A 17996-nucleotide genomic window follows, 5' to 3' on the forward strand; every position below is an offset into this window, starting at 1 on the left:
AAGGCCGTCTGAAAAATATGTTTTCAGACGGCCTTTGTTTTGCAGGCTTTAGCGGCGGTCGATGATTCGGTAATACACTTCGCCGTCTTGGACATAGCCCAATTCGACGCGGGCAATTTCGGCGATGGCCTCTTGTCCGTGTGCCAAATCTTCAACTTCCGCATTGAGGAAATTGTTGCGTAAAGTGAGCGTTTGGTTTTTTTCCTCCTGACGGACGAGCTGCTCCTGCAATTCTTCCGTATGCCCGACGCTGCCTTTGCCAAACCAAAGGCTGTACTGACAGCACAAAAGTGCGAAGGTTAAAACAAAAGTCACCCACTTCATACAATCAATATCCTATATTCTGCTTATTTGCCCAGTTGGTAGAATGCGGCTTTGCCAGGGTAGTAAGCGGCTTCGGCCAATTCTTCTTCAATGCGCAACAATTGGTTGTATTTCGCCATGCGGTCAGAACGGGACAGGGAGCCGGTTTTGATTTGCATACAGTTGGTGGCAACTGCCAAGTCGGCAATGGTGCTGTCTTCGGTTTCGCCGGAACGGTGGCTCATTACGCTGGTGTAGCGGTTGCGTTTTGCCAAGTCAACGGCTTTCAGGGTTTCGCTCAAAGTACCGATTTGGTTTACTTTAACCAGCAACGCGTTTGCCACGCCTTTTTCGATGCCTTCAGCCAAGATTTTTGGATTGGTTACGAACAAGTCGTCGCCGACCAATTGAACTCGGCCGCCCAATTTTTCGGTCAACAGTTTCCAGCCTTCCCAGTCGTTTTCGTCCATGCCGTCTTCGATGGAAACGATTGGGAATTCGTTAACCAGGCCTTCCAAGTATTCGGCAAATTCTGCGCTGGTGTAAGAGCGGCCTTCGGCTTCCAGATGGTATTGGCCGTCTTTGTAGAACTCGCTGGATGCGCAGTCCAGGGCGAACAATACGTCTTCGCCTGCTTTGTAGCCTGCGGCTTCGGTTGCTTCGACGATCAGTTGCAGGGCTTCTTTGTGGCTGTTCAGGTTAGGTGCGAAACCGCCTTCGTCGCCCACGGTAGTTGGGAAGCCTTTGGCATCACACAGTTTTTTCAGTGCGTGGAAAATTTCGGCGCCGCAACGCAGGGCTTCGCGGAAAGATTTTGCGCCGACAGGCATGATCATGAATTCTTGGATGTTCAGGCTGTTGTTGGCATGTTCGCCGCCGTTGATAACGTTCATCATCGGAACAGGCAGAGCCATTGGGCCTGCGCCGCCCAAGTAGCGATATAGAGGCAGGCCTGCATCTTCAGCAGCTGCGCGTGCTACGGCCATAGAAACGGCCAAAGTAGCGTTGGCACCCAAGTTGCCTTTGTTTTCAGTACCGTCCAATTCGATCATGATTTGGTCGATATAAGATTGTTCGTTGGCATCGATACCGATGAGGGCTTGCGCGATTTGGTTGTTGACGTGGTCAACGGCTTTCAATACGCCTTTGCCCAAGTAACGGGATTTGTCGCCGTCACGCAGTTCCAAAGCTTCTTTTTGGCCGGTTGATGCGCCGCTAGGTACGGCTGCGCGTCCCATGACGCCGGATTCCAACAATACGTCACACTCTACGGTAGGGTTGCCGCGGGAGTCCAAAATTTCGCGTGCAAAAATATCAACGATTGCGCTCATGAATATCTCCAAATAGGATGGTAAAAGAAAAGTAGCTTTGTTACGTTTCAGACGGCCTTAAGGATGATTGCCAAAGTCTGATGAATGCAGACATTATACCGTCTTTGCCAAGTATGGTATCGGAGTCGGTATGAAACTGACTGTAAGTTTGTTTCACGTCAATATCGCTCAAACAAACATAAGCCGTATAGTGTAACATTTTTTACCCTTTTTAGGGTGAAAAGCTGATTAAATAAGGCATAAGGCCGTCTGAATAGCGGATTAGCCTTCGCCTAAAATCATCGAACCTACGCCGTCATCGGTCAGCACTTCCAAAAGCAGGGCGTTGGGAACGCGACCGTCTATGATATGCGTGGCTTTGACGCCGCTTTTGGCAGCTTCGACGGCAGAGGCAATTTTAGGCAGCATACCGCCGTACAGCGTGCCGTCTTCAATCAGTTCGTCAATGCGGCTTGGCGTCAGGGTAGTCAGTAATTTGCCTTCTTTATCCAGTACGCCGGGGATATTGGTCATCATCAGCAGTTTTTCGGCTTGAAGTTTTTCCGCCAGTTTGCCGGCAACCAAGTCGGCATTGATGTTGAACGCTTCGCCGTTTTGACCTACGCCGATGGGTGCGATGACCGGAATGCAGCCGCGTTCGACCAAGCCTTCCACCAAACGGGTATCGATGTCGGCTACTGTGCCGACTTGGCCGATGTCCACACCTTTTTGTTCGGGCGTGTCGATCAGGAGTTTTTCCGCTTTGATGAAGTGGTTGTCTCGGCCGGTAATGCCGACGGCGCGACCGCCGAAGGTGGTAATCATGGAAACGATTTCTTTATTGACGTGTCCGCCCAAAACCATTTCTACAATGTCCATGGTTTCGCTATCGGTCACGCGCATGCCTTGAACAAACTCTCCTTTTTTGCCGATTTTTTCCAACATTTCATTAATTTGCGGGCCGCCGCCGTGAACGATGACGGGATGCAGGCCGATCAGTTTGAGCAGGACGACATCGCGTGCGAAACCCTCTTTTAAGGCAGGTTCGGTCATGGCGTTGCCGCCGTATTTGATGACGATGATGGAGCCGGAAAAACGGCGGATATAAGGTAAAGATTCGGCAAGGACGCGCGCTTTGATGGCAGGGGAGACAGATTGTTGCTGGGTCATGGTTTCAACCTTGTTTCATGATTTCTGCCTTTATCTTAATCCCAAAGGCCGTCTGAAACAATATTTCCAAGCGCTTGAAATCCTGTTAAATCAGTTAAATGGTTGAAACCAGCCTCATGCAAACGGTAAAATGACAGTTTACTTCGGCCTCTTCGCCGATTACTAAGGATACCCATGATGAAAATCAGCACCCAATTCGATGCCGGTTCGGTCGTTGTCAAAGACTTGAGCAACCCTGCCGATATCCGTCTCGCCCTGCGTCCCGACAATGCTTCGGAGTTTGCCCAATGGTTTTACTTCCGGTTGCAGGGTGCGGCCTATCAAAACTGCGTGATGCATTTTGAAAATGCGGCGGACGCTGCGTATCCTTTGGGCTGGGAGGACTATCAGGCTTGCGCCTCTTACGACCGCCAAAATTGGTTCCGCGTGCCGACAAGCTATGAAAACGGCGTGTTGACCATCAACCATACGCCTTTGTCCAACAGCGTTTACTACGCTTATTTCGAGCCTTATTCCCACGAGCAGCATTTGAACCTTTTGGGCGATGCGCAGGGCAGCGGCTTGTGCCGTATCGACGATTTGGGCAGTACCGTTCAAGGCCGTGATATCAATCTTCTGACCATCGGTAACCAAGTCGAAAGCGACATGAAAGTCTGGATTATCGCCCGTCAGCATCCGGGCGAAACCATGGCGGAATGGTTTGTCGAAGGTTTGCTGGGCCGCCTGCTTGATCCGCAAGATCCGACCGCGCGCATGCTACTTGACCGTGCGACTTTTTACATTGTGCCGAATATGAATCCGGACGGTTCGGTTTTGGGTAATCTGCGCACAAATGCCGCCGGCGCCAACCTCAACCGCGAATGGGAAAACCCGACTTTGGAGCGAAGCCCCGAAGTCTTTGCCGTCCGCGAAAAAATGCTGGAAACCGGCGTGGATTTATTCTTGGATATTCACGGCGATGAAGGCCTGCCGTTTGTCTTTGTGGCCGGTACCGAAGGTGTGCCGAACTACAACGAGCGCATCGAAGCTTTAGAAGACCAATTCAAACTTGCGCTGCTCAATGTCAGCCCCGATTTCCAAGACGATTACGGCTATGACAAAGATGCGCCTGGTCAGGCAAACATGACTTTGGCGACCAACTGGGTCGGCAATCATTTCAACTGCCTTGCCTATACTTTGGAAATGCCGTTTAAAGACAATGCCAACCTGCCGGACGACGATTTCGGCTGGAACGGCCAACGCTCGCTGCGCTTGGGCGAGGCAATGTTGTCTGCGATTTTGAATGTGGTTGGCGATTTGCGTTAAACCATCCGACACCGCATACAGGCCGTCTGAAAGTTCAGGCTTTCAGACGGCCTTTGAGATAAGGAACACACATCATGATAATACATCCCCAGTTTGATCCGGTGCTGATCAGCATCGGCCCGCTTGCCATCCGCTGGTATGCCTTGAGCTATATCGTCGGCTTTATCCTGTTTACGATTTTGGGCCGCCGCCGTATCGCACAGGGCAATTCTGTGTTTACCAAAGAAACACTCGACGATTTCCTGACTTGGGGTATCTTGGGCGTAATCTTGGGCGGCCGTATCGGCTATGTTTTGTTTTATAAATTTTCCGATTATCTTGCCAACCCGTTGGATATTTTCAAAGTTTGGGAAGGCGGTATGTCGTTTCACGGCGGCTTCTTGGGCGTGGTCGTTGCTATGTGGCTGTTTGGCCGCAAGCACAACATCAATATCTTGAAATTGATGGATACCGTTGCGCCGCTCGTACCGCTGGGCTTGGCTTCCGGCCGTATCGGCAACTTTATCAACGGCGAACTTTGGGGGCGCGTGACCGAACTCAATGCTTTCTGGGCGATGGGTTTCCCGCAAGCGCGTTACGAAGATGCGGAAGCTGCGGCGCACAATCCTTTGTTGGCCGAATGGCTGCAACAATACGGTATGTTGCCGCGCCATCCGTCTCAGCTTTACCAGTTTGCCCTTGAAGGTATTTGTCTGTTTATCATCGTTTGGATTTTCTCGAAAAAACCGCGCCCGGTCGGTCAAACGGCGGCATTGTTCTTGGGCGGTTACGGTTTGTTCCGCTTTATTGCCGAATTTGCTCGTCAACCTGACGACTATCTCGGCCTGTTGACTTTGGGTTTGTCCATGGGTCAATGGTTGAGCGTACCGATGATTGTATTGGGCGTGATTGGTTTTGTTTGGTTTGGCCGTAAAAACAGCATTGCCAAAGCATAAATAAAACAATAAATAAAGGCCGTCTGAAAACCTTTTCAGACGGCCTTTTTATGGCTTCAAGCAAACGGATTTCAGGTTTAACCGAAAAAGCCCATTTTGACTTGAATGAGTTTTTCCAACTCCGGCAGGACGCGGCGGCGTGAGACGAAGAAGATAATGTGGTCGCCGTCTTGCAGGATGGTTTCGGTGTGGTGTCCCATGATGACTTCGCCGGTTTCGCCGCGGACGATGGCGGCGATGTAGCAGTCGCTCGGCCATTTGATGCCGCTGATGCGGCGGCCGACGATGGAGGAAGTGTTTTTATCGCCGTGTACCACCACTTCGATGGCTTCGGCCGTACCGCGGCGCAAAGGATGGACGGCAACGATGTCGCCGCGGCGGATGTGGGCCAGAATGGAGCCGATGGTAATCAGATGGGGAGAAACAACGATGTCGATTTTGTTGCCCTCGAGCAAATCAACGTAGCTTGAGCGGTTGACGATGGTAATTACGCGTTTGGCACCAAGGTTTTTCGCCAACAGGCTGGACATGATGTTGTTTTCGTCATCGTTGGTCAGCGCGCAGAAGACGTCGATTTCGTCGATGTATTCTTCGTCCAGCAGGGTTTCGTCGGTGGCTGAACCTTGCAGGACGAGGGTGTTGTCCAGATTCTCGGCCAACCATTCGGCGCGCTGGGGTTTGTATTCGATGATTTTGATGTCGTATTTGGACTCGAGCTGCTTGGCGAGGCGGTAGCCGATGTTGCCACCGCCGGCGATCATGATGCGGCGGGTACGCGCTTCTTTCGGACGCAATTCGCGCATGATGGCTTCAACGCTGTTGATGTCGGCGGCAAACAGGACTTCATCGCCTTCGATGATGACGGTTTGCGGGGTGGGGACGATCAGGCGGTTGTTGCGGTAGATGGCGCAGATTTGGCAGTCAACGCCTTCGAGCAGGTGCTGGTTGATGTCGGCAATTTCACGCCCGATCAGCAACCCGCCTTTGCGGGCTTGAACAATCACCATGCGCACTTTATCGTTGGCGAAACTGAGTACCTGCAATGAGCTGGTGTAGTTGAGCAGGCCGACGAGTTGTTCGGTAACTAGCTGTTCGGGGCTGATGGTTTCGGTAATGCCGAAGATGTTGAGGCTGCCTTCTTCGGGTTTGTCGCTGCCGGCAACCGGATATTCGAGGTATTCGCTTGAGCGTACGCGTGCAATACGGCTGGGGATGTTGAACAGGTCGGCGGCGATTTTGGAGGCAACGATGTTGGTTTCGTCGCTGCGGGTCAGGGCAAGCAGGAGGTCGGAGTCCGCCGCACCTGCCTGTTCGAGGGTAAAGGGCGATGCGCCGTTGCCGACGATGGTTTGGACATCAAGGCGGCTGCTGATACGGTTGAGCGCTTTTTCGTCGATGTCGATAATAGTGACGTCGTTGCTGGGAACGGAGGCAAGGTTTTGGGCGACGGTCGAGCCGACTTGGCCGCTGCCGAGGATGAGTATTTTCACGGTAATTGAGTGTGTTCGGTAAAAATGAAATTGTAACAAAAGGCCGTCTGAAATTGGAGTTTTCAGACGGCCTGAATTTTCTTAATCAGCTAAAGAGTTACCAGTAGCCCAAAACTTTCCACCACAAGATACCGACAGTGCAGAATATCAGGATTTCAAGCACACTCATGATGAAGCTGGCTTTCCACCATTCGGTCATGGTCACATAGTTGGAGCCGTAAATGACAGGAGCGGAACCAGTGGCGTAGTGGGTCAGTGACATCATGATGCCGGTAGCGGATGCCATAACCAGGGCGAACAGCATGGGCGGTGCACCCAAGGCTAAGCCTGCGCCGTAGAATGCGCCGAACATGGCGGTAACGTGTGCCGTGCCGCTGGCGAAAACGTAGTGGGCGTAGAGATAGGCAAGCATCAACAAGGCGCAACCGGCTTCCCAACCCAAGCCGAGATGGGAGATGCCACCCTGCATGGATTCGGACAGCCATGCAATCAGTCCCAGTTTGTTGAGGAAGTTCGCCATCATGACCAAGGCGGCAAACCAGACGATGGTGTCCCACGCGCCTTTTTCTTTCAGCGCGTCGTCCCAAGTCAGTACGCCGGTCAAGAGACACAGGGAGAGGCCAAGGAAGGTGGTGGCGGTAGCATCAACTTTTACGCCGAACAGCATCTCGGGAATACCCGCCCACAAAAGCAGCAGAATCACGAAAATGCCGAGCATGATTTTTTCGTCGCGCTTCATCGCGCCCATTTCTTTCAGTTTTTCTTTGGCAAGGGCGGTCGCGTTAGGCGTTTGTTTGATTTCCGGCGGATACAGGAAATACAGCGCACCAGCGGCATCAGGAACATGGCGATCAGGCCGGGTACGACCATGGCGGCGAACCATGTGCCCCAAGAGAGGTGGATTTCCGAATTGGTGGCTTTGGCAACCAATTCGACGACCAGCGGGTTGGGCGCGGTCGCGGTAATGAAGATACAGCAGGTGATGATGTTGGCGTGGTAGTTCACCAGTGCGAGGTATTTACCGATTTTGCCCTCAGTGCCTTTTTCAGGGTCGGAATCGAAACTCAGGGCGATGGAACGCATAATCGGGTGCACAATCGCACCGCCGCGCGCGGTGTTGCTCGGCGTAACTGGACCGATGACCAAGTCCGCCAAAGCCAAGCTGTAACCTACGCCCAGCGTGCGTTTGCCGAAAAGGGAAATCAGAAGGTAGCCGATACGCATCCCCAAGCCGGTTTTCAACAGGCCGCGCGAGATGATGATGGCGATACCGATCATCCAGATTAACGAGTTGTTGAGGCTGCTCAGAGCGTCTTTGGTTGCGTCGGCGGCTTTTTCGTTGGTCATGCCGATCAGCGCGACCAAGGTAATGCCCAAAATCGCCATTGCGCCGATAGGCATGGCTTTGCCGATGATGCAGGCGATAATACCGACGAACAACGCCAAAAGGTGCCATGCGTCGGGCGATACGCCCTGCGGCACGGGTATGACGAACCAGATAATCAGCGTCAGCACGAGCGCAACCGCAGCAGGAATTGGCTTGAAGCCCATGTTGAGTCTCCTAGTTTGAGGTATCAGGGAAATCGGATTTCAGACGACGTGTGCCTGATTTTGGCGGGGAGAGGTCGTCTGAAACGTATTTGGGTGTGGTTATTTTTATGTTTTTCTTTTGGGGTGTTTGGGTAATGCGTATTTTTGTGTTGCCATCTTTTTCAGACGACGTTTTCTTGAGCTTTTACGTTTTGCCCTCTCCCTAACCCTCTCCCACGGGGAGAGGGGATAATGGCGCTGAAATCAACTATTATCGGATTTCCTGTAATCTGTCCCCTCTCCCCGTGGGAGAGGGTTAGGGAGAGGGTAAAACCTCAAGATACACCGTATCGTTTTTTCTGCTGGCGAAGCATCTAGTAAGTAGTTTGGGAAAGTTCGGTTGTGAAACCTAACAAATACTACAGGTATTTTTCAGACGACCTCCTATATAGAAAAGGCCGTCTGAAAACAACGCTGTTTTACTCCTGTTCTTGCGGCAGGCCGTATTCTTCGGGGAAGGTGCGCAGCGAGCTTTGCAACACGGTAACCGCGCCATCGATCAAACCGCAACGGCCGCTTCGTGGCAGCAGTTGGCACAGGCTTTGCAAGGCGCGCAGGTCGTCGGAAGTACCGATGCCGGTGTCCACACGGTTGAGCAGGCGGGAAAGCTGGAATGTACCGCCTTTACAAGGCGGACATTGACCGCATGAGTTGGAGGCAAAAAATTCCACATATTCGGCCACTTTACGCACCACGCTGGTGCCTTCGGAAATCACAATCATCGCGCCCGTGCCGAGGCTGGATTTGCGTTCGCGTACGGATACGAAGTCCAAAGGCACGTCCAAATCTTTGACGGTCAGGAGTGTGTTCGACGGGCCGCCGGTGAAGACGGCTTTAAACGTACGCCCTTCAAGCATACCGCCGCCGTGGTCGAAAATCAGCGATTGCAAGGTCGTGCCCATCGGCAGTTCGTACAGACCCGGATTCAATACGTCGCCGGAGAGCGAGTAGAGTTTCGTGCCTGCGGCATCGCCCAGGCCCAGCGATTTGTACCATTCCGCGCCTTTGGCAAGGATTTGCGGAATGTTGGCGAAAGTTTCGGTGTTGTTGATTAAGGTCGGTTCGCCTGCTACGCCGCTTTCGGCAGGGAACGGCGGCTTGCGGCGCGGAAACGGGAAACCGCCTTCCAACCATGAAATCACGGCGGTTTCTTCGCCGCCGATGTAGCGGCCTGAAGTTTCGACCAATTTCAGGTCTAAAGGTTTGCCCAGATAGTTTTCGATGCGGATGAACAAATCGCTTTTTTTCCACTGCTCAATGGCGGGTACGATGGAGGCGACGGATTCGGTCTGGTGCGGGTTGACATACATAATCGTTTTGTTGGCGCGGCAGGCGACGGCGGCAATCAGTACGCCCTCGATGACTTGGTGCGGCGTTTTCGCCAGCAACACGCGGTCTTTGAACGTACCCGGTTCGTCTTCGTTGGCATTGCAGACGACGTATTTGTCGCCGTGTTTGCTTTAGGCGGCGACAGCCACCTCCCATTTGCGCCAGGTCGGGAAACCTGCGCCGCCCATGCCGCAGAGGTTGGCATCTTGCAGCTTGGAAACGATGCTTTGAGGATCGGCAAGCGCCGCCAACAGGCCTTCGCCGCCGCCGACTTTGCGCCACGCGGCCAAATCCGCGCCGACTTGGCGGGACGGGTGCAGTAAGTTTTGATTGGCTTGGTTCATGATTGTTGCTCCTGCAAACCGGCGTGTTCGCGCAAATCGAATTTGCCGTAGTCGGGATATAAAACGGGGGTTTTGATGTCGCTGGTCAGACCGGCGCGGGTCATTTCGCGTTGCAGGTCGTGGACGTGTCCGACACCGCCGCGTACTTTTTTCAGCGGCAGGCCGCAATTGGCGGCGGCTTTACCGGCACGGCGGCCGAAGCTGATGATGTCCAAAAGCGCATTACCCATCAGGCGGTTGCGGCCGTGAATACCGCCGGTTACTTCGCCGGCGCAATAGAGGCCTTCGACGCAGGTTGCTCCGTCGCCGTTGATTTCGACGCCGCCGTTTTGGTAGTGCAGGGTCGGATGAATCATGACCGGTTCAACAGCAGGGTCGAGGCCGCATTTGTGGGCAACGTGGCCGAGTGTTACCAAACGGTTCAATACGTCAGGGTCGTTAGCAATCAGGCGCGGGGTGTCGAGGAATACGCCGACTTGACCATCACGTACTACGCCGCGGCCTTCGCGGCACTCGCGCAAAATGGCGGCGGCAACGACGTCGCGCGGCTGCAATTCGTCAACGAAACGTTCGCCCAAGCCGTTGACCAGTTTGGTGCCTGCGGAACGCACGGCTTCGGAAATCAGCGCGCCTGCCAAGTGCGGCGGATGGGCGACGCCGGTCGGATGGTATTGGAAGGAATCGATGTCGCGCAGTTTCGCGCCGATGCGGTATGCCATCACCAGACCGTCGGCGGTTGCGCCGTAGTGGTTGGAAGTGGCGAAACCCTGCAAATGCAGCCGTCCGCTGCCGCCGGTTGCCAAGACCACGGCTTTGGCGTGAACCAATACCAAAGAGCGTTTTTCCAAATCGTACAAAATCGCGCCGACGCAGCGGCCGTGTTCGTCCGACAATAATTCGATGGCGGGGTGGCGGTTGAGCTGGATAATATTTTCGTCGAGTTCGACCGCCTCGCGCAGCACGCGCATCATTTCGAGGCCGGTAAAGTCGCGGTAGCTCAGGATGCGCGGCACGGTCGTACCGCCTGCACGTTTGCGGCTCAACATGCCGTTGCTGTCCGCGCCTTTGGCAAGGTCGAAAGTCATGCCCAAACCGATCAGCCAGCGGATGGCGGACGGCGCGTCGGTAACCATTTGCGCCACCAATTCTTTCTTGCCTGCGTTGTGGCCGCCTTTGATGGTGTCGTCAAAGTGCTGCTGCAAGCTGTCTTCCGCGCCAACCGCCGCCTGAATGCCGCCTTCTGCCATTACGGTATTGCTGTCGCCGATACGCAGCTTGTTCGCCATAATCACGCGCGCGCCTGCTTCGGTCGCAGATAACGCTGCCGCCGCACCCGCACCGCCGCCACCGATAACCAGTACGTCGGTGTTCAAATGTTCCTCGCCTGACAAATCATAGTCGTCAATCAGGGGATGACTGATCAGCAGTTTTGCCAAATCAGGATGGCAGTAATCGCCCGTGTTCGGACCGATGGGCAGTTTGACACGCGCATTTGCCTGATAGTCGGGGTGAAACTGACTCAACAATTCGTTTTTTTCCGGCAAGTCGCCGCGCAGTTCCAATGAGGAAGCGCGCAGGTTGGCAAGGGCGGTTTCGTAGTCTATGCCTTGGATTTTGTTCGCCATCACATTGCCTCCTCTTCAAATTCGACTTTCATTTTGCCGCTGTCGATTTCTTGCAGGCGGCGCATCAAATCCACCGGACGCAGCGTGCGCGCCGCTTTCATACGGCGGGCGAACAAGCCTAAGTGGTTCGGACGGATGTGTTCGGGGCAGGAAAGGGTGCAGAGGTTGCACATCACGCATTGGTCGAAGGTCAGCGCAGCCGCGCCGAAATCGCCCGATACCACTTGCGCCACGCCGTTTTCCACTTCCAAACCTTTGGGGCAGGCGCGGTTGCAGCCGCCGCAATGACGGCAGTGTTGCGCTTCGGGGAAGGCTTTGGCGGTGTCGTCCAGCCAGTTCCAGCCGTCGCCGACCTCGCTCACGTCGTAATATTGGATATGCTCGGGGATAAAGTAGTCCAAGAAGCTGACCTGCATCCCTTCTTCGACTTTGGTTTCACACGCCAACGCAGTCGTTACCTCGCGCTCGCCTTCCTTGCGGATCATGCAGCGGCACGAACCGCACACGCCTTGCCCCATGCAGCCGACGTTGGCGGTAATCGCGCTGCCGGAACGGGCATAGGCCTGAATGATTGACGAGTCGGCGGAGGCTTTGACTTCATGGCCGTCTATGGTCAGGGTTAACAAGTTTTCACTCATGGTTTGTTCCTGTGAAATTGGAAGTTGGAATAGTGGATAATTTAATTAATTGTATTTTTATTACATTTATTGCGTGTGAGGAAATATCCAAGTTATTTACTCAGAAATTCTTTTAAAATCAATATTTATCTGTATGAGTCGAAGTGTATTAGAATTTAGTGGTTTTGATGATAGGGATAACCTAAGGTTTTATAGAGGAATGATTATAAACAAAATATGCCTATTATTTAGACAAATTCATTTCAATTATTTGATTTTAAATATAAAATAAAATTACTTTTTTAATATAAATTTTAAAATATTCGTCTATTTGCTAGTAAAAATCATTGTTATATATTAGATAATTTTGCATAGATTGTTGTATATATTGAATAATATTTTGTTGCGTAAGCAAGTGAAAAGACTGTTATAAAATTTCAGAAAATCAAACAAGTTTGATATCAGTCAAGAAGATTGAGGGAGAAAATGATACGGATTTTACAATTGTGTATTGTATTGGAAAATAAGAAAGGCTGTCTGAAATTTTGGTAGTTTCCTTTTAAATACAAGCTACTAAATTTCTTTCTCAGATACTTAAGGCAAATATTTTCAGACGGCCTTGCAATAAAATTATCATTTAAAAACAATGTAATTTTACTTCTATTTAAGTGAATGGCTAGTGGATATAGATTATCAATAACCAAGTAATTTAATGCGATATTAAATTTCATTTAAATCAATAAGGTATGAAAATGATATTGTCTGGGTCATTCATTTGAAAGCACTATTACACTATTGAAGGCCGTCTGAAAAAATCGGTCTCTTAAAGAAATAAACAAATCCTCCCTACCATGACTCCGAAAAGGAACACAATCATGACCGTTATCAAGCAAGAAGACTTTATCCAAAGTATTTTTGACGCTTTCCAATTCATCAGCTACTACCATCCTAAAGACTACATTCAGGCTTTGTATAAGGCTTATCAAAAAGAAGAAAACCCTGCGGCCAAAGATGCGATGGCGCAAATTTTGGTCAATAGCCGTATGTGTGCTGAAGGCCATCGTCCGATTTGTCAGGATACCGGTATTGCAACCGTATTCTTGAAAGTGGGTATGGATGTACAGTGGGATGCCGAGATGAGCGTACAGGAAATGGTTAACGAAGGCGTACGCCGTGCATACACCTATCCTGACAACAAACTGCGTGCCTCTGTATTGGCCGACCCGGCTGGCAAACGTCAAAATACCAAAGACAACACCCCTGCCGTTGTACACATGGAAATCGTAAAAGGCGACAAAGTCGAAGTCACTTGCGCAGCCAAAGGCGGCGGTTCTGAAAACAAAACCAAAGTTGCCATGCTCAACCCTTCAGACAATATCGTTGATTGGGTTTTGAAAACCGTCCCTCAAATGGGTGCAGGCTGGTGTCCTCCGGGCATTTTGGGTATCGGCATCGGCGGTACGCCTGAAAAAGCAGTGTTGATGGCCAAAGAAAGCCTGATGAGCCATATCGATATTCAGGAGCTTAAAGAAAAAGCCGATTCCGGTGCAGAATTGTCTACTACCGAAGCCCTGCGCTTGGAACTTTACAAAAAAGTAAATGCCTTGGGCATCGGCGCACAAGGTTTGGGCGGTTTGAGCACCGTGCTGGATGTCAAAATCCTTGACTACCCAACCCACGCGGCTTCCAAACCGATTGCCATGATTCCAAACTGCGCGGCTACTCGCCACATCGAATTTGAATTGGACGGCTCAGGCCCGGCCAAATTGGAAGCCCCGTCTTTGGAAGACTGGCCGGATCTGACTTACAGCCCTGACAACGGCAAACGAGTCGATGTCAACAACCTGACCAAAGAAGAAGTGGCCACATGGAAAACCGGCGACGTATTGTTGCTAAACGGTAAAATCCTGACCGGCCGCGATGCCGCGCACAAACGTTTGGTTGATATGCTCAATAAAGGCGAAGAATTGCCGGTAGATTTCACCAACAAACTGATTTACTACGTCGGCCCGGTTGATCCAGTCCGTGACGAAGTTGTTGGCCCGGCCGGTCCGACTACTTCCACTCGTATGGATAAATTTACCCGCCAAATGCTGGAACAAACCGGCCTCCTGGGTATGATCGGTAAATCCGAACGCGGCGCAGCGACTTGTCAAGCCATTGCCGATAACAAAGCTGTTTACCTGATGGCTGTCGGCGGCGCGGCATATTTGGTTGCCAAAGCCATTAAAGCATCTAAAGTCTTGGCGTTCCCAGAATTAGGTATGGAAGCGATTTACGAATTTGAAGTCAAAGACATGCCTGTGACTGTTGCGGTGGATAGCAACGGCGAATCGGTTCACGCCATTGCGCCAAAACAATGGCAGGCCAAAATCGGTATTATTCCGGTTGAAGCTTGATATTTGACTGAATAATCAAAGGCCGTCTGAACGATTTCAGACGGCCTTTTTTGCTTGCAAATAATTCAAATGTTTTCAAACAAGTAAATTTCCCTTTCTAAAAAGCACTTGTCAAAATCAGCGTTTGAAACTAAAATTCACGGCTTATCGAGTCGGAGTGTGGCGCAGTCTGGTAGCGCACTTGCATGGGGTGCAAGGGGTCGAAGGTTCGAATCCTTTCACTCCGACCAAAGAATTGGAAAGAGCCGTTTTAAAAACGGCTCTTTTTTTGTTTGGATGATTTATCTGAATAATGTGTCCGAATGGATTTTAAAACTTGATACCAATGCTGTCTGAAACAAAACCTGCTTTCTCAAAAGCAGGTTTTGTTGTTTATAGAGCAGGCTATTCGGTACTATCTTTCAGCGTGTCTCGATAAGTATAAAGATAAGATGCACCAACAAATGATGCGCCACCGACGACATTGCCCAGAAATACGGGAATCATATTGAAGAAAAATTGTCCCCATGTGATGTTTGCGCCTGCCAAAATACCTGCGGGGATAACGAACATATTGGCGACAAGGTGTTGGAAGCCGTTTAATACGAAAATCATGACGGGGAACCAAATGGCCAGCATTCGTCCGGTTGTGTTTTTAGCAGCAAAGTGCAGCCACGCGCTCATGCAGACCATCCAGTTACATGCGACCGCCGATACAAAAGCGCGACCGAAATCCATATGGACTTTTGCTTCCGCGACGACAATGGTTTTTTCTGCTACGCTGCCTTCAATCATGCCGACATAGTATCCGAGGAAAAACGCCATCGCCAGCGTACCCACCAAATTGCCCATGCAGACGATAACCTAGTTGCGCAGCAGCATTTTGGAGGAAATCCGTCCGGCCAATCTGCCTAAAGACATGATCATCATGTTACTGGTTACCAGCTCGCCGCCGCCAAGTAGGATACAAATCAAGGCGATAGGGAACACGGCTGCGCCGAGTAAAGTGGCAAAACCACTCCATTCATGAGGTATGCCGCTGACTACTTTTAAATAGGCAAGATATCCAAAGCCGATGTATCCGCCGGCTAAAACGCTCAAGATTGCCAGTGTGGGAATGCTGGATTGTGCTTTGGCGCAGCTTTTGTCGAGAACAACCTGTAAAATTTCCTGTGGGTATAAATCGCGCGAAGCCATGATGTTCCTTAAAGTGGGTTGAGGAGGGAACGCCGTTTCAAAAGTGGCGCAAACTGTCGCGGTAGGGCAGTGTTATAAAGCTAATCAAGCAAAGAATAAATATTTCCTAGATTTTGATAAAATTTGGGGAGACACTAATCGAAATTTATCTCTACCTAAATCAGTTAATATTCAAAGAGGGAATAATGAATAATATATCCATTTTATTTTTGTGCTTTATTTTAACCTCGTGTGTTTCTTCTAATAGTTATTTTGTTCGGTTCTGGAATGGGGATGTGATACCTGAAAGGCCATATGAGGAACAAAAAATTTTTGAATCATGTTATGAGAAATATAAAAATCTTCCTGATAAGACAAATGAGGAACGAGAGGTCATAAGTTTGAAAGTTATGGATTGTATGCACACCATGAAAAAATGATAGTGCCAAAAATATCATTAAAATGGTATGTGGATTTCTTTTTAAAGATAGCGGAAATCTATAAAGTGCGGTCAATTTTCAAAGGGTTTTAAAACCTCTCAAAAACTAACCGCACTTTAAATTTACTCTTCTCAACAAATACGTTAATTTAACTTAACCGCCAAAAAAATGTCAAAACTGACCAGCGATATGGTTTGGTTTGTCAATAAGGAGCCGGTGTACGGTCTTTGTTTTACCAATCAGCCTGAATTAAATCTAAAAAACAGATACGTCGCCCTGCTTTAGCTCAAAAGAAATATTATTACATTTTGCTTCTGTATTAAAAAAGGCCGTCTGAACGTTGAGGTTTCAGACGGCCTTGTTTTGAATTTTTAAACTTACAAATGTGCCAGCTTTGCATTGCCTTCGCGAGGAATAGGGCGCGGATTGCCTTGTGAATCGATGGCGACGTAAGTGAATACGGCTTCGGTGACCAGTTGGCGGTCTTCCGTTACCATATCGTTCATCAAAGTCTTCACCCACACTTCGATTTTCAGTTGCAAAGAAGTATTGCCTACGCGGACGCAATGACCGTAGCAGCATACGACGTTGCCGACCTTTACTGGTCTGATGAAATTCATTTCTTGAACGGCCACGGTTACAATTCGTCCCTGTGCGATTTCTGCCGCCAAAATACCGCCGCCCAGATCCATTTGCGACATAATCCAGCCGCCGAAGATATCCTGATTAGGATTGGTATCGCGCGGCATGGCTACCGTACGCAATAAAAGTTGTCCTTCGGGTGCAGCATGTGTTTGTTTGTTGTCAGACATAAATAATCCTGTCAAAAAAGTGCTATTTTACGCCATTTGTAGCAATAAACCTATGTAGGCCGTCTGAAAAATCAGCAGGCAAAGTGTTACAATCAACATATTCATCAGACAAAGGAGAAAGTTCATGCATCCGATTCAAGAACCAAGAAATAGCGGCCTTTTGCGCGTATCCGACATTCACGAAATCTACTGGGAAGAATCAGGCAATCCTGATGGCCACCCCGTGATTTTCCTGCATGGCGGCCCCGGAGCAGGGGCATCACCTGCCTGTCGCGGCTTTTTCAATCCAGAGCATTTCCGCATCGTCATCATCGACCAACGCGGTTGCGGACGTTCCAAACCCTATGCCTGTATCGAAGACAACACTACATGGGATTTGGTTGCCGATATTGAAAAAGTACGCGAAATGCTCGGTATTCAAAAATGGTTAGTCTTCGGCGGCTCATGGGGCAGTACCTTGTCGCTGACTTATGCCGAAACTCATCCCGATCGCGTCAGCGGCTTAGTTTTGCGCGGTATTTTCCTGTGTAGGCCGTCTGAAATGGCATGGTTGAACGAAGCAGGCGGCGTCAGCCAAATTTATCCGGCCCAATGGCAAAAATTCATTGCCCCCGTGGCCGAAAACAAACGCCAAGCCCTAATTAAAGCCTACCATGAAATGCTGTTCAGCGAAGATGAAGCCACACGCCTCAAAGCAGCTAAATCATGGGCAGACTGGGAAAGCTATCTTATTCAGTTTGAACCTAAAGACGTAGATGAAGACCCGCAAGCCTCCCTTGCCATCGCAAGAATGGAAAATCATTACTTCGTGAACGAAGGCTGGTTACAGGGCGATAAAGCCATTTTGGCAAACATCGATAAAATCCGCCATATCCCAACCATCATCGTTCAAGGCCGCTACGACCTATGCACTCCGATGCAAAGCGCGTGGGAACTCTCGCAAGCCTTCCCTGAAGCGGAATTGAGAATCGTCCAAGCAGGCCACTCTTCTTTTGATCCTTCGCTTTCCGAGGCTTTGGTGAAAGCAGTGGAGGATATTAGAAGCAAGTTATAAAGGTTAATAAATGATAATGCCGTCTGAAAAAGTTTCAGACGGCATTTTTTCTATTTACATATTAAATTTAATATCATATTATCATTGCATGATATCAGTTTGAATTTTTTAGAATTTC

The 17996-nt window shown here is 50.2% G+C and carries 11 protein-coding genes, 1 tRNA gene and 3 pseudogenes; 5 read left to right on the forward strand and 10 right to left on the reverse strand.

Annotated elements, in window-relative coordinates; all coding sequences use genetic code 11:
* Window positions 1–48 precede the first annotated feature (48 nt).
* The 3 genes from ftsB to argB all read right to left on the reverse strand — a co-directional run bounded on the left by ftsB (window position 49) and on the right by argB (window position 2783).
* Window positions 49–324, reverse strand: a complete 276-nt coding sequence (gene ftsB / locus FAH66_RS02785) for a cell division protein FtsB (protein WP_003679613.1) — start codon at window positions 322–324, stop codon at window positions 49–51.
* Between the two features lie 23 nt (window positions 325–347).
* Window positions 348–1634 carry a phosphopyruvate hydratase gene (gene eno / locus FAH66_RS02790; RefSeq protein WP_049328681.1) on the reverse strand — a complete coding sequence of 429 codons (1287 nt, stop codon included), beginning with the start codon at window positions 1632–1634 and terminating at the stop codon, window positions 348–350.
* A gap of 261 nt (window positions 1635–1895) precedes the next feature.
* On the reverse strand, window positions 1896–2783 hold the full coding sequence (gene argB, locus FAH66_RS02795) for an acetylglutamate kinase (RefSeq protein WP_137040611.1): 888 nt from the start codon (window positions 2781–2783) through the stop codon (window positions 1896–1898).
* A 174-nt stretch (window positions 2784–2957) separates the two neighbouring features.
* Between argB and FAH66_RS02800 the strand changes: the two genes are divergently transcribed.
* Both FAH66_RS02800 and lgt read left to right on the forward strand, forming a co-directional pair.
* Complete coding sequence (locus FAH66_RS02800; RefSeq protein WP_137040612.1) at window positions 2958–4088, forward strand: M14 family metallopeptidase; 1131 nt, start codon at window positions 2958–2960, stop codon at window positions 4086–4088.
* Between the two features lie 74 nt (window positions 4089–4162).
* Window positions 4163–5023: a prolipoprotein diacylglyceryl transferase gene (gene lgt, locus FAH66_RS02805; protein WP_137040613.1), complete on the forward strand. Its 861-nt coding sequence runs from the start codon at window positions 4163–4165 to the stop codon at window positions 5021–5023.
* A gap of 77 nt (window positions 5024–5100) precedes the next feature.
* On the opposite strand, the gene trkA is transcribed toward lgt, so the two are convergent.
* The 5 genes and pseudogenes from trkA to FAH66_RS02830 form a co-directional block, all read right to left on the reverse strand.
* On the reverse strand, window positions 5101–6513 hold the full coding sequence (gene trkA / locus FAH66_RS02810; protein WP_137040614.1) for a Trk system potassium transporter TrkA: 1413 nt from the start codon (window positions 6511–6513) through the stop codon (window positions 5101–5103).
* Window positions 6514–6610: 97 nt separating this feature from the next.
* Window positions 6611–8064 (reverse strand): annotated as a pseudogene (locus FAH66_RS02815) (DASS family sodium-coupled anion symporter).
* 458 nt (window positions 8065–8522) lie between these two features.
* A pseudogene (locus FAH66_RS02820) lies at window positions 8523–9776 on the reverse strand (complex I 51 kDa subunit family protein).
* The gene (locus FAH66_RS02825) at window positions 9773–11401 is read right to left on the reverse strand and encodes an FAD-binding protein (RefSeq protein ID WP_137040615.1); all 1629 of its coding nucleotides are present in this window, start codon (window positions 11399–11401) and stop codon (window positions 9773–9775) included. The pseudogene FAH66_RS02820 and the gene FAH66_RS02825 overlap by 4 nt, the downstream one beginning before the upstream one ends.
* Window positions 11401–12039 (reverse strand): 2Fe-2S iron-sulfur cluster-binding protein, encoded by a 639-nt coding sequence (locus tag FAH66_RS02830; RefSeq protein ID WP_137040616.1) that lies wholly within the window; start codon window positions 12037–12039, stop codon window positions 11401–11403. Before FAH66_RS02830 ends, FAH66_RS02825 begins: the two co-directional genes overlap by 1 nt.
* Window positions 12040–12893: 854 nt before the next feature.
* On the opposite strand from FAH66_RS02830, the gene FAH66_RS02835 reads away from it, so the two are divergent.
* Together FAH66_RS02835 and FAH66_RS02840 are read left to right on the forward strand one after the other, a co-directional pair.
* The gene (locus FAH66_RS02835) at window positions 12894–14417 is read left to right on the forward strand and encodes a fumarate hydratase (RefSeq protein WP_003746217.1); all 1524 of its coding nucleotides are present in this window, start codon (window positions 12894–12896) and stop codon (window positions 14415–14417) included.
* 153 nt (window positions 14418–14570) lie between these two features.
* Window positions 14571–14647, forward strand: a tRNA-Pro gene (locus FAH66_RS02840).
* 154 nt (window positions 14648–14801) lie between these two features.
* Here FAH66_RS02840 and FAH66_RS02845 read toward each other — a convergent pair.
* Both FAH66_RS02845 and yciA read right to left on the reverse strand, forming a co-directional pair.
* Window positions 14802–15593 (reverse strand): annotated as a pseudogene (locus FAH66_RS02845) (formate/nitrite transporter family protein).
* 796 nt (window positions 15594–16389) lie between these two features.
* Window positions 16390–16824, reverse strand: a complete 435-nt coding sequence (gene yciA, locus FAH66_RS02850) for an acyl-CoA thioester hydrolase YciA (RefSeq protein ID WP_003680677.1) — start codon at window positions 16822–16824, stop codon at window positions 16390–16392.
* 124 nt (window positions 16825–16948) lie between these two features.
* Between yciA and pip the strand changes: the two genes are divergently transcribed.
* Window positions 16949–17878 carry a prolyl aminopeptidase gene (pip, locus tag FAH66_RS02855; RefSeq protein WP_036491443.1) on the forward strand — a complete coding sequence of 310 codons (930 nt, stop codon included), beginning with the start codon at window positions 16949–16951 and terminating at the stop codon, window positions 17876–17878.
* Window positions 17879–17996 lie beyond the last annotated feature (118 nt).

It is taken from the genome of Neisseria subflava (assembly GCF_005221305.1).
Classification (GTDB): Bacteria; Pseudomonadota; Gammaproteobacteria; order Burkholderiales; family Neisseriaceae; genus Neisseria; species Neisseria subflava.